Origin of the sequence: Streptococcus sp. 263_SSPC (assembly GCF_001071995.1) — a bacterium.
In the GTDB taxonomy this organism is placed as follows: Bacteria; Bacillota; Bacilli; order Lactobacillales; family Aerococcaceae; genus Granulicatella.
Map to the genome: position 1 here is coordinate 13,720 of NZ_JVNU01000027.1, position 23,245 is coordinate 36,964.

Sequence of the window (23,245 nt, forward strand, 5' to 3'; positions counted from 1 at the left end):
TCTACTTTTTATTGAAAATACTCCCTAATAGTCTATCTCCTATTTTTGGGAATAACACATTTAATTTACTTGCAAAGTTCATTGCTTTTGGCAAATTCACTTCACGTTTTTCTTTTTCAATTCCTTTAACAACTTCTCCTGCTACCTTCGCTGGATCTAATACTACAGCGCCTAATTGCTCTAAGTATTTTCCAGTTGGCTCGGCTTTATCAAAGAAGTCTGTCGCAATCGGACCAGGATTTACAGTCATCACATGGATACCATAAGGTTTTAATTCCAAACGAAGTGCATTCGAATACCCTAATACTCCAAATTTAGTTGCTGAATAAACGGATGATTTTACCGTTGCCGATTTTCCAGCTTGAGAAGCGATATTCACAATTACTCCGCCCTTATCTTCAATAAACCTAGGTACAAAATGCTGAGTGATTTTAATTAATGTATTCAAGTTTAACTGAAGCATTTGATTAATCTCAGATTCACTTAAGTCTTTAGCTAATTTAAGGTAGCCAAGGCCAGCATTGTTGATGACCATCGTAATTTTGTATGCTTCATCAAGAGTTGCTAATAATTCTTGAACAGACGCATCATCGGTTAAATCACACGAATAAATATCGACAGGTTTAGACGTGTTCAATTTGCACTCCGCAGCTACTTGTTCTAGTTTAGTAGTGTTTCGAGCCACAAGAATCAGTTGCACATCTCTTTTAGCTAATTCCAATGCGATTTGTGCGCCAAGCCCACCACTAGCTCCGGTCACAAGAGCTACTTGATTTGTAAACCATTTAGCATCCTTCATGATGTTTAATCCTTTCAACAGTCACAATGTCGAAGTCTTTGACAACTTGAACATTATCAAAAATCTTTTTAGCCTCGTCTTCTAAGTCTTGGGATTGTTTCCCAAGATAGCGAGCACTGATATGCGTTAATAAAAGTCGCTTCACTTCAGCATTTTTAGCAACTTCAGCCGCTTGAAGACTTGTTGAATGGAAATGGCGATAGGCTTGTTGCCCTTTATCTCCTTCGTAAGTCGCCTCGTGAACGAGAACGTCCGAACGATAGGCTAAGATTTCACTAGCTTCACATTTACGAGTATCCCCGCAAATGGTCACAACTCGTCCTTTAATATCCGGAGAAATATAATCTTTTCCATTCACGACAGTTCCATCTTCTAGAGTAATCGTCTCACCTTTTTTCAACTTACCAAAGAGTGGCCCAAAAGGAATTCCTAACTCTTTTAGACGGTCTGCTTGCAGTTCGCCTGGTTGATCCTTTTCTGTCACACGGAATCCATATGAAGGAATCCCATGTTCGAGTCGCTTCATTTCTACTTTAAAATGTTTATCTTCGAAAAGAAGACCTTCTTTTTCAAATTCAACTACTTTTAAAGGATATCCTAATTTAGAACAAGAAGCTTGAATCGTCGTGTCGATAAAGTTCTTAATTCCTTTAGGACCATAGAGGGTTAAATCATCTTCTCCTCCTTGAAAAGAACGACTAGTCAGTAGTCCAGGTAACCCAAAGATATGATCTCCGTGCATATGTGTAATGAAAATCTTCTTGATTTTTCCTGGACGAATATTTGTATTTAAAATTTGTTGCTGTGTAGCTTCTCCGCAATCGAATAACCACACTTCATTAATCTCATCGAGAAGCTTTAATGCAATTGAAGTGACGTTTCTCATTTTAGAAGGCACGCCAGCACCTGTACCTAGAAATTGCAATTCCATTTTAATTTCCTCTCAATGTTTCATAAATTTTTTTCGCAAAGAAGAGTGCTTCTTCATGAGCCCCTACTTCTGTTACATATGATTTATGTGAATAGAACCAATCTTGATCTTTTGAATATTCATTCCAGTCAAGAACATGAACATTCGAATACTTCTCGCTAACTGCTTCGTAAACGTTATTCACATCATCTCTCCATGTTTTAGACGTTGTAGTCGTCACGAGGAAGATTTGTTTTTCCATACCGATTCGTTTCAATTCACGTTCCAATTGTCCTTTTGTAAAGGCACTATTGGCACCAAACATTAATACAACAATGTCATTTAATTGATTCTTCGATTTCAATTCGTTAATCGTCGAAGATAAATCCGTTACTTGTGCAATCGGTGTTGCATGCATCACAGCGTTTGGATAAATCGTTGCTAGTTCATTCGCAATTGCAAGAAGCGATTGATCCCCGATAAAGGTAATTGAACTATTACTACTAAAGACTGTTTCTTCACGTGTTAATCCAACCACATTATTAATGGTCTTCAATAATTTTTTATCCGTTTGTTGTGTGTTATCCACAATTGTTTGGTTCGTATGGATTAATTCTGTAAGAGTGGCCTCTTGTTCAGATAGTTTACTTGTAGACTGTACGAGCCCTACCGCTAAAATGATGAGTGGTACTGCACAGATTCCAAATAAAATTTGTTTTCCATAAGCTGTTTTTTCATTCAATAGCCCCATCAATTTACGGACTATTTGAAGATAACGTCTCTTCTCGAATACTTGATACCAAACTTCACCAAAGAAAAGAATGAGTACCAATTGGATGATGCCGTGAATTAAATTACTTGAACCAGCAATCCCCATTTTTGCTTGGTATAACACAATAATTGGTAAGAACCATAAATAATAAGATAAACTTCTACGACCAATGACGGTTAATGGTTTGAAACGGAATAAAATCCCCGTTCCTACTTTAGGATGCAAGCTCATCAAAATAACAGCAGCCACTGTTAAGTCAAAAAGCAGCATTCCCCCACGATACGTAATATCTTCGTTACGCCCAAGTGTAAATAACAAGATGAACATTAACACGATTGGAATTAATCTTAAATATTGCTCATATGGCACTCTAGATTTATGTTCCTTTTGGAAACGATCTAAGGGATATAGCAATGCCGTACATGAACCGATCAGCATTGAGAACAATCGAGTCCCTGTGCTCATTGTGACATACGTCAATGAGTCTGCCCCTTTATAACTAAAAAGCATTAATCCAAACGAAGCCGTAGCTAACACCACGATAGCTACAAATAATGAATTATGCTTCTTAAGGAATAAACTTAAGAAGGCAAACACAATCGGCCACAATAAGTAAAACTGAAAGGCCAATGAAATATACCATAAGTGTTCAAATGGATTTTCCGTTAATAAGTTTGGAATAAACGTTTGTGCTTGGAAAATCTGCCACCAGTTATTTAGAAATATAAGACTGGAAGTAAATGACCCTCTTAAGTTCACCAACATCTCATTTTGAAACAGTGTAATATAAATGAACACTAGAACGAGCATTGCAATTAAAGGAAGCGCAATACGTGCTAGTCGTTTTAATAAAAACTGCTTCAAAGGAATCTTTCCATCGTTCATCAAACTTGTCATTAAACGGTTTGTCATAAAGTAACCCGCTAAAATGAGGAAGATGTCCAATCCAAGAAATCCACCCGGCAAGCGATAAGAATACAGGTGATAAATAATGATACTAAGGATTCCTATCGCTCTTAGCCCGTCAAATGAAGATACGTAAAAACGTTTTTCCATCTCACTTCTATCAATCATATTCAAAACTCCTTAATCTACGAACTCGAATGAGAAGTTTAGAATACGTACTAAATCGCCATTTTCAGCGCCTTTTTCACGTAAAGTGCTATCCACACCCATTCCACGTAATTGACGTGAGAATCGCATAACAGACTCATCATGTTCCATATTTGTCATCTTGAATAGTTTTTCGATCTTGTCACCATACAGTACCCAAGTTCCATCTGGATCTCTTGTCACTTTGAATGGTGCTTCCTCTTCTTCTAATCCATAAACGATATGTGTCTCCACTACTTCTTCGTTTAATGGGAAGAATTCTGTTTCTTCTAACACTTCAGCAGTTCTAGCCAGCAATGCTTGAAGGCCTTCGCGACGGTATGCAGAAATTGGGAAAATCTCTGGCATTTCTTCGCCTTCAGCTAAACTATCTGCTAAATCTTTCTTAAACTTCTCTAAGTTTTCTTCTGCTTGAGGTTGGTCCATTTTGTTCGCCACAATCAGCATTGGACGTTCTAGTAAGCGTAAGTGATAACTTCCGAGTTCCTCTTGAATAATCTTGTAATCTTCAAAAGGATCGCGGCCTTCCATTGCGGCCATATCAATGACATGAAGTAACACTTTTGTACGTTCGATGTGTTTTAAGAAATGAATTCCAAGCCCCACACCTGTATGAGCTCCTTCAATTAACCCTGGTAAGTCTGCAACGACGAATTGCTCGCCATTTGGAGACTGCGCCATTCCTAATTGAGGGTTTAATGTTGTAAAGTGATAGTCTGCAATTTTTGGTTTTGCACTTGAAATTACAGATAGTAAAGTCGATTTTCCTACAGATGGGAACCCAACTAAACCAACGTCAGCTAAAACTTTTAATTCTAAATCGAGTTCAAACTCTTCCCCTGGTTCACCGTTCTCAGCAATGTCTGGTGCAGGGTTTTTATGCGTTGCAAAACGGATATTTCCTCGACCACCACGGCCACCTTTAGCAACTACTACTTCTTGCCCATCTTCTACTAAGTCAGCAATCAATGCTTTCGTCTCAGCATTTCTAACGATTGTTCCTGGTGGAACTTTAACGATTAAGTCTTCTGCTCCACGGCCATACATACTCTTACTCATGCCGTTTTCACCAGGTTTTGCTTTGAAATGACGTTTGTGACGGAAATCTAATAAGGTTCTAAGTCCTGAATCGACTTTAAAAATGACACTTCCGCCTTTACCGCCGTCTCCACCAGCCGGGCCTCCGTCTGGTACGTATTTTTCACGACGAAACGCAACCATTCCGTCTCCACCTTTTCCGGCTTTGACTTGAATCGTGGCACGATCATAAAATACTGCCATTTCATTCACTCTCCTTTCTCTTTGAGGGGTCTTATTTAACGATTAATGATGTGAAATCTGCGAAATCTAAAATAATTTCAGATAGCAATCCTAAGAATCTTAGACGGTTACGACGAGTCGCTTCATCGTCCACCATTACCATATTTTCATTGAAGAAATCATTTATTTTTGGTGCCATTGCTTCTAAATGACTATAAAGTTCTTCAGGAGTTAATGTTTGTACTTTTGAATGAAGTTCTTTAATAGCTTTTACTAAAGTACGTTCACTTTCTGTTTCAAGACGATCTTCTAAAATTTCGCCACTCGCATCATCTTGAGCTTTCGCACTAATATTGATAACACGGTTTAATGCCTCTGTAATTCCTTTAAATTCTTCTGATTCAGAAACAGCTGAAAGAACTTTTGCAGCTTTCAATTGTTCAGGAACTGATGAAGTATGACTGTTTACAATTGCATCGATAATATCATGACGTTTTGTAATTGTTGCAATACGTTGTGCCACACGTTCACGAATAAAGCTTAAGATAAACTCTTCTACTTCTTCCTCTTTACCAGATAGGAATTCAGCATAATCAAGACCTAATAACAATTTAGTGAAGTCTTCAATTTCAATGTTCCAGTCAAAGGCTGCAAGAATTTGTACAAGCCCCATTACTTGACGACGAAGCGCATAAGGGTCGTTTGAACCAGTTGGAAGCATTCCAGCAGCTGTAAAGCTTAAGAAAGTATCTAATTTATCAGCAACTGCAAGTAAGGCACCTGGTACAGAAGAAGGCAATTCACCATCTGCACTTGTTGGCATATAGTGTTCACGGATTGCTTGAGCTACTTCAGGAGTTTCACCTTGTTTCAAGGCATAGATTTCACCCATGATTCCTTGTAGTTCAGGGAATTCACCAACGATGTTCGTTACTAAGTCGAATTTGTAAATAGAAGCGGCACGTTGCGCTGTAACAACGACATCACTTGGTAAGTTCAATTCTTTTGCAAGACGTCCCACAAGTAATTGCACGCGATCCATTTTCTCTGTCATAGAACCAATTTTTGCATGGAAGTTTAATGTTTCTAATTTCTTCAAGAAAGTTGTCATAGGAATCTTTAAGTCTTCTTCATAGAAGAATAAAGCATCTTCTAGACGAGCAGTTAATACTTTTTGATTTCCTTTTGCGACATTTTCAATCATGTAATCATTACCGTTACGAACTGAAACGAAGAATGGTAATAATTGTTTTTCTTGGTTATACACAACGAAATAGCGTTGGTGTTCTTTCATAGATGTTACGAGTACTGGTTCTGGAACAACTAAGTATTTTTCATCAAAAGTACCCGCAAATGCTGTTGGGTATTCTAAGATTGAGCTTACTTCTTCTAATAAGTCTTCATCGATTGGAATAATCCAGTTGTTCTTAGCAGCTAATTCTTCAATTTGTTTGCGAACTAATGCTTTACGTTCATCTTGGTTCACGATGACAAATTGTTCAGCTAAAGCTTTCTCATAGCTTTCTGGATTTTCAATCGTTGCTTCTTTCCCTAAGAAACGATGACCTCTTGAAGTACGTCCAGCTTTGACATCTAATACGCCAATTTCTTCGATGACTTCATTGCCGTATAAAGCAACAATCCAGTGAATTGGACGTAAGTATTCAAATGTATGAGCTGCCCAACGCATTGTCACTGGGAATTTCATATCTGTAATCACAGAAGATAAGTTTTTAACCACTTCTTTTGTTGATTTACCAGCGATATGTTGTTTCACATGAATGTATTCAACGCCATTCACTTCTTCCACATAAATATCGTCAGTTGTTAACCCTTTTCCACGAACAAAACCTTCAGCTGCTTTTGTCCATGATCCATCTTTTTTAGCGATTGCTAGCGATGGCCCTTTGAAGATTTCTTCACGGTCAGCTTGTTCTTCGACTAAGCCATTTACACGAACCGCTAATCTTCTAGGAGTTGCAAATGCTTCTACGGATTCAAATTCTAAGTTTTCATCTTTGAAGAAGTCTTCTACACGTTTTGCTAATTGTTCAGAGCTTGTTCGAACATATTGAGCAGGTAATTCTTCTAAACCGATTTCTAATAATAATGATTGTGTCATTCTTTCTCCTCCAAACTCTCTTATTTCTCTTTCAATAATGGGAATCCTAATGCTTCACGTTCAGCCACGAAAGTTTTCGCGATGGTACGAGCCATCTTACGAATACGACCAAGGAATCCAGCACGGTCAGTTGCAGAAATAATTCCGCGAGCATCCATTAAGTTAAATGCATGTGAGCATTTTAATACATAGTCATAAGCTGGGTGAACTAGCCCTTTTTCCATTAATACAGTGGCTTCTTTTTCAAAGTCTGTAAATAATTGCATTAATAATTCTGCATTGCTTTCTTCAAAAGCGTATTTAGAATGTTCATATTCTGGTTGAGTGAAGATATCTCCGTATTTAACATCTCCAGTCCATACTAAATCATATACACTCTCTACTTCTTGAATGTATGAAGCAAGACGTTCTAAACCATAAGTAATTTCACTTGTTACAGGGTGACATTCTAGTCCACCTACTTGTTGGAAATATGTAAACTGAGTCACTTCCATTCCATCAAGCCATACTTCCCATCCTAAACCAGCACAACCAAGAGATGGGTTTTCCCAGTTATCTTCCACGAAACGAATATCATGTTCTAATGGGTTAATTCCAAGAGCTTCTATGCTTCCTAAATATAATTCTTGAATATTTTCAGGAGATGGTTTCATCACCACTTGGAATTGGTGGTGTTGGAATAAACGGTTTGGGTTTTCCCCGTAACGTCCATCTGCAGGACGACGTGAAGGTTCCACGTATGCTGCATTCCATGGTTCTGGTCCAATGGCACGTAGGAATGTATAAGGACTCATTGTCCCTGCCCCTTTTTCAGTATCGTATGCTTGAAGAAGCAAGCATCCTTGGTTAGACCAATAATTTTGTAATGTTAAAATAATTTCTTGAACACTTAATTTTTTTGCCATAATTGTTCCCCTTTCTATTGTGCATTCACAACTGGATAGAATTCATAAATCACTCCAGGAATCACTTCACATTTCACTTCTTTAATCGCTTCATTTTTCGTTTTAAAACCGTACATTGAATGGTTAACACTTGTTTGGAATTTCTCCAACACTTCGTCATCATGACCGATCACACTGACTTTAATCGGCGCTAATGACACCACCTTCAATTGAAAATCTTTGAATTCTGAAGCTGGGATGACCATTGTAAAATCCATACTATTTCCTCCTTTGACTAAATAAAAAAGTCCCTATGTACACAAAAAGCATACATAGGGACGACTAATCGCGGTTCCACCCTAATTTCTTGGTTTAAAACCAAGCTTCATTGTTGATAGACTCAAGTGCGCCACTTTTAATGACCATGATATGGATTCCACCAGCCCATACTCTCTTTGACATTTTATCATTAAAAATCTCACCGTCAACGTCCTATTAATCTTTCACTATAGTACCGATAATTGCTTAAAAAGTCAAGTAAAGACAGCGTTTTGCGCTACTCTTAATCTTGTCCTCTTTTCTGCATTAACGTTTCCCATTCGACCATCTGATCTAAGAATTTTTTGCTCTTCAAACGAATGCCCACATACTCTTCCATAATGGTATCAAACAGGCGTCTTAACTCACTTGTTGTCTCACTCGATAACTGAATAGACCCTATTTGTTTCGGAGAAGAAACAAGAGCTAATTGCCTTGCGACATACAATGCCTTTCTAGACAGTTGCATGCGATATTCGTCTTCATCTAAGTGATTCTTGCACAGGCATCCATGCTTCTGAATTGAAAAATCGACTAAGTCTGTATCTCTATTACAAATGACGCAATGTTGCCATTCCACCTCGACTCCATAGTAACGTAGAATCTTGATTTCAAAGAAACTCAAAATCACTTCTGCATCGATTCCATTATTAATGGCTTCAATAGCGTCCCAAAGCAGTTGGAACACTGTCTTATTCACAATATGGTCATCCATCACCGCATCTGTTAATTGCGTTAAATACGCTAAAACTGCTTGTGCCTTTACATCTTGCAAGACAATCGTCGCAGGCTTTATATCGTGACTATCCTTTAGGAAACTAAACCCATTTTGATGAATATGCCCAAGAAAAGTCGCTCTTGTAAACACCTGTGTCGCAGCTGTTAATGGATGATTGCTTTGCTGTGCATTTCGTAAAAAGAACATTAACTTTCCGTGGTCTCTCGTCAAAATTTTAACAAGCATATCTTTCTCGCGATACGCCTGTTTCATTAAGACAATTCCATCAAAATAGTGATAATAATCCATTTGATTCCATCCTAATCTCTATAGTCTGTATCTCGATATCCGTATTCTTGTAAGTTACTCTTACGTTTACGCCAATCTTTCTCAACTTTTACCCACAGTTCAAGGTAAACCTTATTTCCAAGTAATTGTTGAATATCGCGTCTCGCTCTCGTCCCAATCTCTTTTAAGAGACGTCCACCTTTACCAATAATAATGCCTTTTTGCGATTTTCGCTCCACGATGATATTCGCATACACATGTACTTTATCGAATTCATCTTTTTGCATTTTATCCACAGTTACAGCCACTGAGTGAGGAATTTCTTCCTGTGTTAATTGTAAAATTTTCTCACGAATCAATTCTGATACAACAAAGTACTCAGGGTGATCGGTGATTTGGTCTGCTGGATAATATTGTGGTCCTTCAGGAAGTGCGTTAATGAGGCCTTCCATTAGTTCGTTCACATTATTCCCTTGTAGTACTGAAATTGGAAACACTCCTGCAAAATCAAGTGCATCTTTATAACTTTCGACACGTTCTAATAGCACTTCTGGAGTTACAAGGTCAATCTTATTTAATACTAAGAAAATCGGTGTCTTAATTCCTTTTAGTTTTTCAATAATGAAGTCGTCTCCTGGTCCACGTTTTTCACTAACGTTCACCATAAATAAGACTGCATCTACTTCTTTTAGCGCAGAATAAGCACTCTTCACCATGAATTCTCCGAGTTCATGTTTTGGCTTATGAATCCCTGGAGTATCTAAGAAAACGATTTGCGCATCGTCTTTCGTATAAACCCCTTGGATTTTATTTCTTGTTGTTTGCGCTTTGTCAGACATGATGGCAATCTTTTGACCAAGCACATAGTTCATAAATGTTGATTTGCCGACATTAGGACGACCTACAATCGCCACAAATCCTGATTTAAATGGTTTTGTCATACTCTCTCCTTAAAAATGAATCCATTTTGGCAAAATAATGATCATTGCAACAACTACTGTAAAACTAGCGCTGAGTAACACTCCACCAGCTGCAATATCTTTTGCCCTCTTTGCTTCAATATGATATTCCTTCTTCACTAGTAAATCGACTAAATTTTCGACAACGGTGTTTAAGATTTCCATGAGAAACACAATAAAAATACACAGTAAAATAAAACACCATTCGACTGCTGATAAACCAGAGAAAAAACTAATTATAATCGCTAGCCCTGCAATGCAGAGATGCGCCTTCATGTTTCTTTCTTCTTGAATCACTGTTTTAATACCATCTATGGCATGCTTTAGGGACGTCAAAAAGTTAGAATTCTTTTCTGTTTGTTTATGCGTCATCACGTTTCAACCCATATGCTTCTAGGATTTCTTTTTGCAATCCTGTCATTTCAGCTTCCTCTTCTTCTGTTTGGTGATCATAACCGTTTAAGTGTAAGAAGCCATGCAGTGCTAAAAATCCAAGTTCACGTTCAAGCGAATGTCCATAGTCTTCTGCTTGTTCTTTTGCACGGTCTAAAGAAATAACGATATCTCCAATCGAAGTTACAAAGCTATCGTCCTCTTCCATAATAGACTTCATACTTTCAAAGTCATCATCTGAATCATCTAACGCAAAACTAATCACATCTGTAACCTTATCAATATTTCTAAACTCACGGTTGATTTCACGAATACGTTCGCTAGAAATAAATGAGATACTACATTCTTTGTTTTCAGGGATTTTTAAGTAATCCGCAGCAAAACTAACCACACTATGCACAAGTTCTTGATGGCTTTCTGGTACTACTTCTGTTTCATCGATAATTTCAATAATCATATTAAAAACTCCTTTTTTAGCGTCAATAATATTGTAACAAACTCCCTACATTATTGGAACTTTGACGGTCTTTAAAGCTTATCTTTTACAAAAAAGAACTCCCCTCAACTAATTCAAGTTGAAGGGAGATGACTCTTAAGATTGTTTTTTAGGAAGTTTTGGATATTCAATTCTTGAATGGAATGTTCCATTTAGCGAAGCCACGATATTCTTTTCGATAATCGCTAACTCTTTCAACGTAATATCACATTCAACAAATTGCCCGTCCTCCAAGCGATTCATAATAATCGAATGCACTAAGTTTTGAACTTTCTCAAGCGTTGGTTCTTTCATCGCACGAGTCGCAGCCTCAGCGCTATCCACGATATTGATGACCGCAGATTCTTTTGTTTGAGGTTTAGGACCTGGATATCTGAAATCTGCCTCATCCGCATCTGGATTGTCTTTTAATGCTTCTGCATAGAAATACTTCATCAATGTCGTTCCATGGTGTTCTGCACAAATATCAATCACTGATTGTGGCAATTGATGTTGTTTTAGGATTTCTACCCCTTTACGAACATGATCAAAAATAATTTCTTTCGATTCATATGGTCCAATCATCTTATGAGGACTTTCCATATGCGCTGGTAAGTTCTCGATAAAGAAGAAAGGATGCTCGGTCTTACCAATATCGTGATAATAACAAGCTACTCTCGCCAATTGTGAATCTCCACCAATGGCTTCCACACAGTTGGCTGAAATGTTTGCGACCATCAAACTATGATGATAAGTTCCTGGAGCTTTTGTAATCAAATCTTTTAACAACGGTTGATTTGGATTTGATAATTCTGCCCATAATAGTACGGAACTATCCTCGAATAAATACGTAAAGTACGGCATCAAAATAACAGGAATAAGGAATGATAAAAATCCACTCACTGCCGCAAACGCGAATAACCACGCTGATTGCGTTGATACCAAATCATAATTACTAAAGAATACAAATGGAACCATTAATGCTAAAGGAATAATGATTTGTAATAGTAATTGTTTAAACCACGATAAATCTTTCCAGTATACCTCTTGAATGACTCCAAGCCATGCTGCGAGTGAGAAGTAAACGGTCGTTAACGCGATTTCGGTGTTAATACTATCGCTACCAAACATATACCATACTAAAATTGGATAAACTAACATAGCAATAATCGTAAAGTAAAACTTCGAAGTTAATTTATAAATGATGTAGATAAATCCGGCAATCGGGAAAGCTACACCAATATAATCGATTCCACGATTTTGCAGGAATGATAGAATTTTTAGTAAGATTGCTCCAATTGTGAACACTACTGAGAACACAGTCAGCTCATTAACACGTGTATCCCACTCTTTGCTTGATGCTCCCATTTTGAAACGGAATGAGAATGCTAGTAACGATACAAATAAAATCGTTAAGAAAATTAAGTAACTATACAATTGATGATAATTACTTGAGTTTCCATCAATACCTAATAATTTTAGAAGACGTAAATCTTCTTGAGTAATGATGTGCCCTTCTTGAATCAACACTTGTCCTTGTAAAATACGGACCGGTGAAACACTTTGTTTGGCATTTTCTTTTGCACTATTCGTTGCGTCTTTGTCCACAACATTATTGACAACGATACTATTCGTTAACAGTTGTCCAAGCATTTCACGTTCATTGTCAGTAAATCCTCCGTTAAAGAGCCATTTTTTAGCTGCTTCTTGTGCTTGTAGCAAATTAGATTCCGTAATTGATTTGTCCATTTGCTCTTTAATTGCATTCTCAATAGCTAATTCGTAATCATCTAATTTATCTGAGCTAACAGAAAGTAATTGAATGATGACACTATCTGGAATATACAAAGCAAAATCACGAATGGCTTTATTTTCCGATTCTAAACTCTTCTTGAAATAAGTAAGTCGATCTTGAATCGTTGCAACTTTTGTTGATACTTCACCAGAAGACGTCGTTGTAGAATCAGTTGCAAAAATTTCACTTGAAGCTTTTGCTGCGACTGTCTTAATCGCTTGGAAAAACTGTTTCACTTTATCAATTTGTTGTTGCTCGCGGTTTTGGTCGAATACATAAATATCGCCAACACCGTCCATCGCCATCTGCTGATTCTTCTCAGTCTGCTCTTTATCCTCTACGGATTTCGGTGCACGAACAGTTTCTTTTGCAACTTGGTTTAATTCAAATGAATAAGAAGTTGGTTGAACATTACTCCATCCTAATATTAATAAGAATAGGAAAGTAACACCTAATAGTGCAGGTAAATAGAAAATTCCTAATGATTCTTGAAACTTACGGAGCTTTTGTCTCACTTTCTTCACCTCGTTCCTTCTCAGTGCTATTAGAAGCTGAGTAGGCATTAATAATTTCTGATACGATTGGATGACGTACAACGTCTCCTGCATCAAATTCTACAAAGGCAATGCCATTGATTCCTTTAAGTTTACGTTCTGCATCCAAAAGACCACTCGCTTGATGCCCTTTTGGTAAGTCAATTTGTGATTTGTCTCCATTGACAATCATTTTCGAGCCAAAACCTAGACGTGTTAAAAACATCTTCATTTGCGCTCTTGTAGTATTTTGAGCTTCATCTAGAATGATAAATGAATCTTCTAATGTACGCCCACGCATATACGCTAGCGGTGCCACTTCGATAACGCCTCGCTCTAGAAGACGATTTGTGTGCTCCATACCGTATACGGTATATAAAGCATCGTATAACGGACGTAAATATGGATCTACTTTTTCTTTTAAGTCACCTGGTAAGAATCCTAGATTTTCACCGGCTTCAACGGCTGGACGTGTTAAGATAATTTTCTTCACTTCGCCTTTTTTCAACGCTTGAACAGCCATGACAACGGCTACGAATGTTTTACCAGTTCCGGCAGGCCCAATACCAAATACCACATCCGTTTTCTTAATAGCATGAATGTATTGTTGTTGACCATATGTTTTGGCACGAATTGCTTTTCCTGCAAATGTACGTCCGATTTCTTCGTTATATAAATTAACAAAGTAATCCAAAGTACCACGTTTGGCCATCTTAACAGCCGTAATGATATCAGTTTTTGAAATACTGATTCCACGTGCAATTAAGTCTTGAAGCTGATTAAGCAGTTCTTTTGCTTGCGAGACAACCTCTTCTTCTCCAGAAATAAAGAGTTGCTCCCCACGATGGGTAATTTGTACTTGGAATGAATCTTCAATAAAACGAATATTCTGATCTTGAGAACCAAATAATTGAATTAATTGAGGATTATCGCTTAATTCAACACTTGCTTTAAAGGTTTCTTTTTCCAATCAGTTATCCTCCAATCCACACTTATTTATTTAAGTGTGCTTTTACTTGTTCTTTAATAACATTACCGTCTGCTTGACCTTTAAGAGCCTGCATTACGGCACCCATTAATTTACCGAATTCTTTTTGTGTTGTTGCTCCTACTTGTTCAGCAATTTCGGCAATTTTTGCTTGCACTTCTTCTAATGAAAGTTGCGCTGGTAAGTACTTCTCAACAATCGCTAATTCGCCTTGAGTTTTTTCAACTAATTCTTGGCGTTCTGCTTTTTCGAATTCAACAATAGAATCACGACGTTGTTTGGCTTCACGCGATAAAATTGTTAATTCTTCTTCAGGTGTTAAATCTGATTTTTTGTCAATTTCAGCAGCTTGAATCGCTGTTTTAATCATACGTAATACAGCTAATGTTTCTTTGTCTTTAGCTTTCATCGCTGTTTTGATATCGTTATTAATTGTTTCTTTTAATGACATTATAATCGCTCCATTCTTTTGATTTCGTTTGATTGATAAAAAAAGACTGGGACTAATAGCCCCAGCCTGACATAGTCTATGATACACAGAGTTGACTAGAACTTGCGTTTACGAGCTGCCTCTGATTTTTTCTTACGTCTTACACTTGGTTTTTCATAAAACTCACGTTTGCGAGCCTCTTGTAAAGTTCCGGTTTTAGAAACAGTACGTTTGAAGCGACGAAGAGCATCATCAAGTGATTCGTTTTTACGAACAACTGTTTTTGACATATCCTATTCCCTCCCTCCGAGCAATAAAAAGTAACTGTTTTCTTTTGAATAGAATAACCAAACAAACGAAATGTCCTTTTTTTATTATAGGAAAGGTTCCATAAAATGTCAATCAACTTTACTAAGGTTCTTTTAACTTTTTTAGGAAAGCCTTAAACTACGCTTTTGCCGAGCACTTTTCGCAAAGACCAAAAATTTCAAAACGATGTGAATGAATTTCGCATCCTTCTAATTGATCTTTAAAGAAATCCATTGGGCACATATCAATCTCTCTTGTGCTACCACATTTTTCGCAAATGAAATGATGATGATGGCCATGAGCTTGGCAACGGAATCTAAATAATTTTTCTCCGTTAAGCTCTGTCTCTTCTAAAATATTTAATTGTACAAAAGTATATAAATTACGATAAATCGTATCATAACTTAATTGTGGGAATTCAGGCGCAATCAATTCTTGCACTTGCTTTGCTGACAAGTAACGGTTGGCATCATTTAAAATCTCAACAAGTCGTTGGCGTTTATTCGTATGTTTATAACCCGCTTCTTTTAAGATTTCTAACGCTTCTTCTACATGATTATGTGAATGGTCATGATGATGATGTTCTTTATGACCTGAGTGGTCGTGACCACAGCAATGATCGTGTGAATGCATATTACTTCCCTCTTTCTTGTTTTAATAACTCTTCAATCCAGTTTGAATCAAATTTTCCAGAACGAATCATTTCAATTTCTTTTTTGTACGGCGCAATTTGAACTTTATCTTCCACTTTAATCCAAGGTGTTTCGAGAATCTTTGGAAGATGTTTAAATTCAGGAACATTAATAACGTTCATGAGCGCTTCAAATCCGATTTCTCCAAAACCAAAGTTCTCATGTCTATCTTTATGAGCCCCAACAGGATTTTTCGAATCATTTACATGAAGGACTTTAATACGGTCAAGGCCAACTGTTTTATCAAAATGAGTTAATACTCCTGATAAATCATTTTTAATATCATAACCTGCATCGTGAACGTGGCATGTATCAAACGTTACGGATAAATGTTCATTGTGCGTCACTCCGTCGATAATACGTGCTAATTCTTCGAATGTACGAGCTAGCTCTGTACCTTTACCCGCCATTGTCTCTAATGCGATTTGAACTTTTTGGTCTTTCGTTAAAACTTGGTTTAATCCGTAGATGATTTGGTTTATTCCTACATCAACACCAGCCCCTACGTGAGAACCAGGATGTAGAACAACTTGTGTAGCACCAACCGCTTCTGCACGTTTCAATTCTTCTTTTAAAAAGTCAATTGCAAAATCAATATAGCCTTCTTTTGTAGTGTTGGCTAAGTTAATAATATAAGGCGCATGGACAACAACTTCTTCAATGCCATGTTCTTTCATGTACTGTTTCCCAGCTTCAACATTTAACTCTTCAATTGGTTTTCTTCTTGTGTTTTGCGGAGCACCTGTATAAACCATCATGACATTTGCTTTATAACTTGCTGCTTCCTTTGCTGAATTCAAGAGCATTTCTTTTCCGCTCATCGAAACGTGAGACCCAATTAACATAATCATCCTCCAAATATTTCATTATTCTCTATTATTTTACTAAAATAATTCTTCTGCAATCAAGCTGTAAGCTATTTTTTATACACAAATAGCGCTTTTATTGGTATAATAGAGAAGAAATATACAAATAAAAAAGGAGCCCTTATGGATTCATTACTGAAATTCTTTAAGAAGAAAAATATACAGCAGTTGCTGGGCTTTCTTGTTTCACTTCTACTACTATGGATTATCGCCTATCCACTAGTTAGTGAAAGTTCAACAGTAAAACCTCAAACGAACACGCAACAAGCCAATACAGATACGAATAGCTCAAATACAGCTACTCAGACTTCAACTACGGTTCACAATAAAATTGTACAGTTTGCTGTCAATACAAGCGATACCCCATTGAAGGTTTACCATACGATGGATGCTAAAGGTATCCCAATCGGGGAAATTACGAAGAACCAATACTTATTGGCTTTACAAAAATTAGACAATGGTTGGATTCAAGTTCAATATGATGAACAAGTAGCCTATATCGAAGACAAAAATGTCCTTCTAACAACGATGATGAAAGGATATACGTCTGGTGGCTTGAAATTACGCGAAACACAAGATGAAAATTCAAAAGTTCTCTTAACAATTCCAAATGGCGAACTCTTCTACCTTATTGAGGAAGTAAATGATAAAAACCTAAAAGTTCGTTATTTAGATAAAGAGGGGTATGTGGATAGTGATTCTACAAACTATGCGATTGACTTAATTCAAGAAACCCTCAATAAGCAAGCTGGTCTTCCAACAACAATTGACTCGAATAAGATGTTTGTTACAAAACTAAAAGAAACACCTATTTACTCAACTTCCAACGTCACTTCCGAATTGATTGGCACCGTTGATAAAGGAACACAATTTGCTTATGAAGATCGTGATGGAGATTTTTATAAAATTCCAATTGGAAATGGGAAGTTCGGGTACATTCCATATTGGTTAGTGACTACAAACTTTTCAGCAATTGAGACAGATGAAACGATTCCTCAAGGAATTAAAAACGCAATTATCGTAATCGACCCAGGTCATGGTGGAGATGACCCTGGTGCTGTTGTTAACTTCAGTGATAAACACGAAGCTGATCATACATTAACAACCGCCCTACTTGTGAAGAAAGAGCTTGAAGCCATGGGTGCAAAAGTATTTCTAACAAGAACAAATGATTCTTCAGTGTCTCTTTCAGAACGTGCTGACATTAGCAACAAGAATAATGCTGATGCATTTATCAGTATCCATTTCGATTCCGCAGAGGACTCTAGTTTATCAGGTACTACAACCTATTACTTCAGTGAAAAAAGTGAAAACTTAAGTCAGACAGTGAATAAATACTTAGCTCGAAATCTACCATTGAAAAACCAAGGAAGCAGATTCCAAAACTTCATGGTTCTTCGTGATAATGCTCGTCCATCCATTCTTTTAGAACTTGGATATTTAAATAACCAAGGTGATAACAAAGTGATTTCTTCGGAAGAATATCAACAAAACATCGCCAAGAGTATTGCAAATGCTCTAAAAGAATACTTCCAATAGGCAAACGAAAAGCGATACTACTCCAAATGGAATAGCATCGCTTCTTTTTGTTTTAAAATAAATCGTCAATCTCTTGACTTGCTGTTTCTACTGAAGTTGTATAGTTTGCAGTAATTTCCTCAATCACTGTCCCCTCTACAGCCTCTTTAATTAAACCTTCCACATCAAGACGCGCTTCATATTGACGTGCCTTCTCAAGTTTTGGTTTTGTCTTAGGACTAGGCGGTGCAAATACCGTACAACAATCCTCAAATGGTTGAATCGACAACTCGAATGTATCAATTTCTTCAGCAACTTTAATAATATCAAGTTTATCCATTGTAGCTACTGGACGGATAATTGGTGTATTAGTCACATCATTAATCGCCACCATGCTATCTAATGTTTGAGAAGCCACTTGCCCCACTGATTCCCCATTGGCAATCGCTAGAGCACGTGCATTTTCTCTAAGTTGATCCGTAATACGAAGCATGAAACGACGCATAATTGTCATTAAATATGCTTCCGGTACACTCTTCTTGATTTCCTCTTGAATTCTTGAAAAAGGTACAGTTAAGAATTGAATACTTCCACCAAAACGAGCAATTTTTGCTGCTAAGAGTTTTGTTTTCTCTAGCGCTTGTGGGCTCGTATACGGTGGGCTTGCAAAGTGCACGCATTGAATTTCCATTCCACGTTTCATCGCAAGATATCCTGCTACTGGTGAATCAATCCCACCAGATAGCATCAGCATCACACGACCACTTGTACCAACAGGAAGTCCTCCTGCCCCTTGGATAGTCTTTAGACTCACCATTAGATGTTCACGGCGCACATCGATACGAACCGTAATATCCGGTTGTTTTAATTGAACCTTGATCTCTGGAAATGCTTCAAGAACAGCATCCCCCAAAAACAAGTTGATTTGATTCGTATCCATCTCGAATGTATGATCCGAGCGTCTTGTCATAATCTTAAATGTTTTTCCTTCAAGATCTTCTTGGCTTAATAAGTCGAGAACCACTTTTTTAGCCACTTCCATATCTTTTTCAACAATATATACTGGCGAAATAGATTGAATCCCAAAAATTGGTTTTACCTTTTCGATGACTGCTTCTTCAGGCGCTTCATGTAAATCTAAATACATAAAGTCATAATCAGGAATCACCTTTACCTGAGGAAAGTCTACTAAGGCTTTTTTAATATTTGACGCTAATTTTTGAGTGAACATCTTCTTGTTTCTACCTTTTGTAGAAAGTTCACCATAGCGAATCAAAATTCTAGTTTTCAACGATTTCCTCCTTTTATTTTAAAAACGAAAATTGTTTCATTAACTGATGCAGAACCTTTATAAACTGTTCTACTTCTTCTTTTGTATTGTCGTTTGAGAAGCTTACACGAACAGCTCCTGTCGCCCATTCAGTTGGCACATCCATCGCATACAATGTACTTGATGAATCTCCTTTCTTACTTGAACAAGCAGAAGTCGTAGAAATATAGATTCCATGATTTTCAAAAGCATGGACAACCACTTCTCCACGAACGCCTTTAATAGCAAAGCATAGTACATGAGACGCTCCATCTTCAGGCGAGAAGATGCGAATTTCAGGTTTTGTAGCAAGCTCTTTCCATAATTGGCTACGAAGTTCTCCTGTAACTGACTTTTCTTCTAAAGCCATTCGTAGAGCTTTTGTTGTAGCTACAATTCCTGGAAGGTTTTCCGTTGTACTACGTTCCCCTTTTTCTTGTCCGCCACCTGTTAAGAGCGCTTGAATCTTTCGTCCAAATTTCTTATACATAATCCCAACGCCTCGTGGCCCATGGAATTTATGCGCAGAAAGACTCAATAAATCAATACGCCCAATGGCAAGGAGCTGCCTTGCGCATTCTACTGCCTGAACAGCGTCCACATGAAAGTGAATCGATGGGTATTCCTCAAGTACTTTAGCAATTTCAGCAATCGGTTGAACTGCTCCAACTTCATTATTAACAGCCATCACACTTACTAAAATCGTATCTTTACGAAGACTCTCTTTTAATTGGTCTACACTTACAATCCCTTTAGAATCGACATCTAAGTACGTCACTTCAAACCCGAAACGTTCTAATTGCTTACACGTTTGAAGGACAGACGGATGTTCAATCTTTGTCGTGATGATATGTTTCCCAAATACAGATTTTTCTAGAGCTGTTCCTTTAATCGCCCAGTTATTCGATTCAGTTCCGCCTGAGGTGAAGAAAATCTCCTCAGGTTGAACTGATAATAAACTAGCTACTTGAGCTCTAGCTTTGGTCAACACTTGAAAGGCATCGACTCCTAATTGGTGTAAGCTCGATGGATTTCCGAAGAACTTTTGGCTAACTTGAACATAGCTCGTTAATGCATCATCATAAATTTTCGTTGTTGCTGCATTATCAAAATAAATCATTCTACTATCCTTTCAAATTCCATTAGTTCGCAACGATGTTTACTAAACGTCCTGGAACAGCGATCACTTTTCGGATTGTTTTTCCTTCGATGGCAGATTTCACTGAATCATGCTCTTTTGCAAGTGCTTCAAGAGCTGCAGCGTCTGCATTTGTAGGAACCATTACGCGTGCTTTAATTTTTCCATTGACTTGGAAAATCACTTCTACTTCGTCTTCCACTAATTTAGATTCATCGTAGGTTGGCCATGGAACATAACTGATTGATTCAGTAAATCCAAATTTACTCCAGATTTCTTCAGCCATATGTGGTGCTAATGGCGCAATCAATTGTACAAGACCTTTCATGTAATCGAATGGCAATGCGTCTGCTTTATAAGCTTCGTTAACGAAAATCATCATTTGAGAGATTGCAGTGTTGAAATGCAACTCTTCGAAGTCTTCTGTCACTTTCTTCACTGTTTGATGGTACACTTTACCCAATTTACCATCGTTTAGTTTTGTGATACGGTCACGCATTTTACCATTATCATCAATCATCAATCTCCAGAAGCGGTCTAGGAACTTACGGCTACCTTCAAGTCCTTTTTCACTCCAAGCAATCGATGCGTCAAGTGGTCCCATGAACATTTCATAAACACGTAATGTATCCGCACCATATTCACGAACCACATCATCAGGGTTTACTACATTCCCTTTTGATTTAGACATTTTTTCGTTACCTTCACCAAGAATCATTCCTTGGTTAAATAGTTTTTGGAACGGTTCTTTGTTTGGAACAACTCCTAAATCGTATAACACTTTATACCAGAAACGAGCATATAGTAAGTGAAGAACGGCATGCTCTGCACCACCAATATATAAATCAACTGGTAACCATTGTTTTACTTTCTCAGAATCTACAAGTCTTTCTTTATTATGTGGATCAACATAACGTACAAAGTACCATGAGCTTCCTGCCCATTGTGGCATTGTATTTGTTTCACGACGACCTTTCTTACCTGTTACAGGGTCTGTGACATAAAGCCAGTCTTCAATTGCAGCCAGTGGTGATTCCCCAGTACCACTAGGACGAATTTTATCTGTTTTTGGTAATACTAATGGCAATTCTGATTCCGGAACAGTTGTCATAGTACCGTCTTCCCAATGGATAACTGGAATTGGTTCACCCCAATAACGTTGGCGAGAGAACAACCAGTCACGTAGACGATAGCTTACATTAGCTGCTCCTACGCCATGTTCTTCTAGCCATTTATTCATTTTTGCAATCGCATCAGCTTTATTCAATCCATCAAGGAAATCTGAATGAATATGCACGCCGTCACCAGTGTATGCTTCTTCTTCAACGTTCCCGCCTTCGATGACTGGAATAATGTCTAATCCAAATACTTTTGCAAATTCGTAGTCGCGTTCATCGTGAGCTGGAACAGCCATAATTGCACCTGTACCATATGTGCTTAATACATAGTCTGCAATCCAGATTGGAATTTCTTTACCATTCACTGGGTTAATCGCATATGCACCAGTGAATACTCCAGTTTTTTCTTTAGAAAGTTCTGTACGTTCTAAGTCAGATTTTGTAGAAACAGCTGCAATATAAGCATCTACTGCTTCTTTTTGTTCAGGAGTAACAATCTTTTGAACTAATTCATGTTCTGGAGCTAATACATTGTAAGTCGCTCCAAATAATGTATCTGGACGTGTTGTGAAGACTTCAAAGCTTTCATCTGTTCCTTTTACATTGAAACGAACTTGAGCCCCTTCTGAGCGACCAATCCAGTTACGTTGCATATCTTTAATGCTTTCTGGCCAATCCAACTCATCCAAATCTTCTAATAGACGATCCGCATAAGCTGTGATTTTCAACATCCATTGTTTCATTGGTTTACGGTAAACAGGATGTCCTCCACGTTCACTCTTACCATCGATAACTTCTTCGTTGGCAAGTACTGTACCAAGAGCTGGACACCAGTTCACTGGAATTTCAGCTTCATATGCAAGTCCCATTTCCACTAGTTTAGTGAAAATCCATTGAGTCCATTTATAGTATTCTGGATCCGTTGTATTAATTTCACGGTCCCAGTCATAACTGAACCCTAATTCATTAATTTGACGTTTGAAGTTCGCAACGTTTACTTTCGTGAATTCTGCAGGGTCATTTCCTGTGTCAAGAGCGTATTGCTCTGCAGGAAGTCCAAATGCATCCCATCCCATTGGGTGAAGTACATTGTATCCTTGTGCACGTTTCATACGAGAAATGGCATCTGTTGCTGTATAACCTTCTGGGTGTCCTACGTGAAGTCCTTGTCCTGAAGGATAAGGGAACATATCTAACGCGTAGAAGTTTTTCTTAGAAGGATCTTCTGTTGTTTTGAACGTATGATGTTCTTTCCAATATTCTTGCCATTTAGGCTCGATTTCTAGATGATTAAATGTCATCTGATTCACTCCTTTCAAAATAAAAAACGCCCCACCTGTCATTGACAGATAGGACGCAATACGTGTTACCACCTAATAATTTTACTCATCTTACCTGTAACGCGGGCGAGGCGGATACTCTTACTATCAGTTCAGAGTTCGGCTAAAAGGCGAGTTCAGTTTATTGAAATGATGCATTTTCACCAACCATGCATTCTCTACGTCTATCAAAGAAACTTACTATTCCTCTATCTGCTT

Annotated in this window: 21 protein-coding genes; 1 reads left to right on the forward strand and 20 read right to left on the reverse strand. The window is 37.7% G+C overall.

The genetic code is table 11. The features are described from left to right. Nucleotide 1: 1 nt before the first annotated feature. The 17 genes from ADH02_RS03360 to ADH02_RS03440 form a co-directional block, all read right to left on the reverse strand. Nucleotides 2-799: an SDR family NAD(P)-dependent oxidoreductase gene (locus ADH02_RS03360; RefSeq protein WP_048782608.1), complete on the reverse strand. Its 798-nt coding sequence runs from the start codon at nucleotides 797-799 to the stop codon at nucleotides 2-4. Continuing rightward, nucleotides 786-1,730 carry a ribonuclease Z gene (gene rnz / locus ADH02_RS03365; RefSeq protein WP_048782610.1) on the reverse strand — a complete coding sequence of 315 codons (945 nt, stop codon included), beginning with the start codon at nucleotides 1,728-1,730 and terminating at the stop codon, nucleotides 786-788. Before rnz ends, ADH02_RS03360 begins: the two co-directional genes overlap by 14 nt. A 1-nt stretch (nucleotide 1,731) precedes the next feature. After that, entirely contained in the window at nucleotides 1,732-3,555 is a 1,824-nt protein-coding gene (locus ADH02_RS03370) for an acyltransferase family protein (RefSeq protein ID WP_048782612.1), read from the reverse strand. A 12-nt stretch (nucleotides 3,556-3,567) separates the two neighbouring features. After that, entirely contained in the window at nucleotides 3,568-4,875 is a 1,308-nt protein-coding gene (obgE, locus tag ADH02_RS03375; RefSeq protein ID WP_039848793.1) for a GTPase ObgE, read from the reverse strand. A gap of 31 nt (nucleotides 4,876-4,906) precedes the next feature. Continuing rightward, nucleotides 4,907-6,976 carry a glycine--tRNA ligase subunit beta gene (gene glyS / locus ADH02_RS03380; RefSeq protein WP_048782614.1) on the reverse strand — a complete coding sequence of 690 codons (2,070 nt, stop codon included), beginning with the start codon at nucleotides 6,974-6,976 and terminating at the stop codon, nucleotides 4,907-4,909. Nucleotides 6,977-6,996: 20 nt separating this feature from the next. Continuing rightward, nucleotides 6,997-7,881: a glycine--tRNA ligase subunit alpha gene (glyQ, locus tag ADH02_RS03385; protein ID WP_048782616.1), complete on the reverse strand. Its 885-nt coding sequence runs from the start codon at nucleotides 7,879-7,881 to the stop codon at nucleotides 6,997-6,999. 14 nt (nucleotides 7,882-7,895) lie between these two features. After that, nucleotides 7,896-8,138, reverse strand: coding sequence for a hypothetical protein (locus ADH02_RS03390; protein ID WP_048782618.1), 243 nt, complete (start codon nucleotides 8,136-8,138; stop codon nucleotides 7,896-7,898). A 284-nt stretch (nucleotides 8,139-8,422) separates the two neighbouring features. After that, on the reverse strand, nucleotides 8,423-9,205 hold the full coding sequence (gene recO / locus ADH02_RS03395) for a DNA repair protein RecO (RefSeq protein ID WP_048782620.1): 783 nt from the start codon (nucleotides 9,203-9,205) through the stop codon (nucleotides 8,423-8,425). An 11-nt stretch (nucleotides 9,206-9,216) separates the two neighbouring features. After that, on the reverse strand, nucleotides 9,217-10,125 hold the full coding sequence (gene era / locus ADH02_RS03400) for a GTPase Era (protein WP_048782622.1): 909 nt from the start codon (nucleotides 10,123-10,125) through the stop codon (nucleotides 9,217-9,219). A 9-nt stretch (nucleotides 10,126-10,134) separates the two neighbouring features. After that, nucleotides 10,135-10,515: a diacylglycerol kinase family protein gene (locus ADH02_RS03405; RefSeq protein ID WP_048782624.1), complete on the reverse strand. Its 381-nt coding sequence runs from the start codon at nucleotides 10,513-10,515 to the stop codon at nucleotides 10,135-10,137. Beyond that, nucleotides 10,505-10,993 carry an rRNA maturation RNase YbeY gene (ybeY, locus tag ADH02_RS03410; RefSeq protein ID WP_048711267.1) on the reverse strand — a complete coding sequence of 163 codons (489 nt, stop codon included), beginning with the start codon at nucleotides 10,991-10,993 and terminating at the stop codon, nucleotides 10,505-10,507. The genes ADH02_RS03405 and ybeY overlap by 11 nt, the downstream gene beginning before the upstream one ends. 135 nt (nucleotides 10,994-11,128) lie before the next feature. Continuing rightward, nucleotides 11,129-13,321, reverse strand: a complete 2,193-nt coding sequence (locus ADH02_RS03415) for an HD family phosphohydrolase (protein ID WP_239681726.1) — start codon at nucleotides 13,319-13,321, stop codon at nucleotides 11,129-11,131. Next, nucleotides 13,302-14,309: a PhoH family protein gene (locus tag ADH02_RS03420; protein WP_048782627.1), complete on the reverse strand. Its 1,008-nt coding sequence runs from the start codon at nucleotides 14,307-14,309 to the stop codon at nucleotides 13,302-13,304. The genes ADH02_RS03415 and ADH02_RS03420 overlap by 20 nt, the downstream gene beginning before the upstream one ends. 22 nt (nucleotides 14,310-14,331) lie before the next feature. Beyond that, nucleotides 14,332-14,778, reverse strand: coding sequence for a GatB/YqeY domain-containing protein (locus ADH02_RS03425; protein ID WP_048711273.1), 447 nt, complete (start codon nucleotides 14,776-14,778; stop codon nucleotides 14,332-14,334). A gap of 95 nt (nucleotides 14,779-14,873) precedes the next feature. Next, the gene (gene rpsU / locus ADH02_RS03430) at nucleotides 14,874-15,047 is read right to left on the reverse strand and encodes a 30S ribosomal protein S21 (RefSeq protein WP_005605651.1); all 174 of its coding nucleotides are present in this window, start codon (nucleotides 15,045-15,047) and stop codon (nucleotides 14,874-14,876) included. A 157-nt stretch (nucleotides 15,048-15,204) separates the two neighbouring features. Further along, nucleotides 15,205-15,699 (reverse strand): Fur family transcriptional regulator, encoded by a 495-nt coding sequence (locus tag ADH02_RS03435; protein ID WP_239681727.1) that lies wholly within the window; start codon nucleotides 15,697-15,699, stop codon nucleotides 15,205-15,207. Nucleotide 15,700: 1 nt separating this feature from the next. Continuing rightward, entirely contained in the window at nucleotides 15,701-16,603 is a 903-nt protein-coding gene (locus ADH02_RS03440; protein ID WP_048782628.1) for a deoxyribonuclease IV, read from the reverse strand. A 144-nt stretch (nucleotides 16,604-16,747) separates the two neighbouring features. Between ADH02_RS03440 and ADH02_RS03445 the strand changes: the two genes are divergently transcribed. Next, nucleotides 16,748-18,163, forward strand: a complete 1,416-nt coding sequence (locus ADH02_RS03445) for an N-acetylmuramoyl-L-alanine amidase (protein ID WP_048782629.1) — start codon at nucleotides 16,748-16,750, stop codon at nucleotides 18,161-18,163. A gap of 52 nt (nucleotides 18,164-18,215) precedes the next feature. Here the strand turns inward: ADH02_RS03445 and thiI are convergent, their stop codons facing one another. Genes thiI through leuS form a run of 3 tightly spaced genes read right to left on the reverse strand, consistent with a single transcriptional unit; the run spans nucleotide 18,216 to nucleotide 23,008 of the window. Next, nucleotides 18,216-19,433 (reverse strand): tRNA uracil 4-sulfurtransferase ThiI, encoded by a 1,218-nt coding sequence (gene thiI, locus ADH02_RS03450; RefSeq protein ID WP_048782631.1) that lies wholly within the window; start codon nucleotides 19,431-19,433, stop codon nucleotides 18,216-18,218. A gap of 13 nt (nucleotides 19,434-19,446) precedes the next feature. Further along, nucleotides 19,447-20,571, reverse strand: coding sequence for a cysteine desulfurase family protein (locus ADH02_RS03455; protein WP_048782633.1), 1,125 nt, complete (start codon nucleotides 20,569-20,571; stop codon nucleotides 19,447-19,449). Between the two features lie 22 nt (nucleotides 20,572-20,593). Next, the gene (gene leuS, locus ADH02_RS03460; protein ID WP_048782635.1) at nucleotides 20,594-23,008 is read right to left on the reverse strand and encodes a leucine--tRNA ligase; all 2,415 of its coding nucleotides are present in this window, start codon (nucleotides 23,006-23,008) and stop codon (nucleotides 20,594-20,596) included. Nucleotides 23,009-23,245 lie beyond the last annotated feature (237 nt).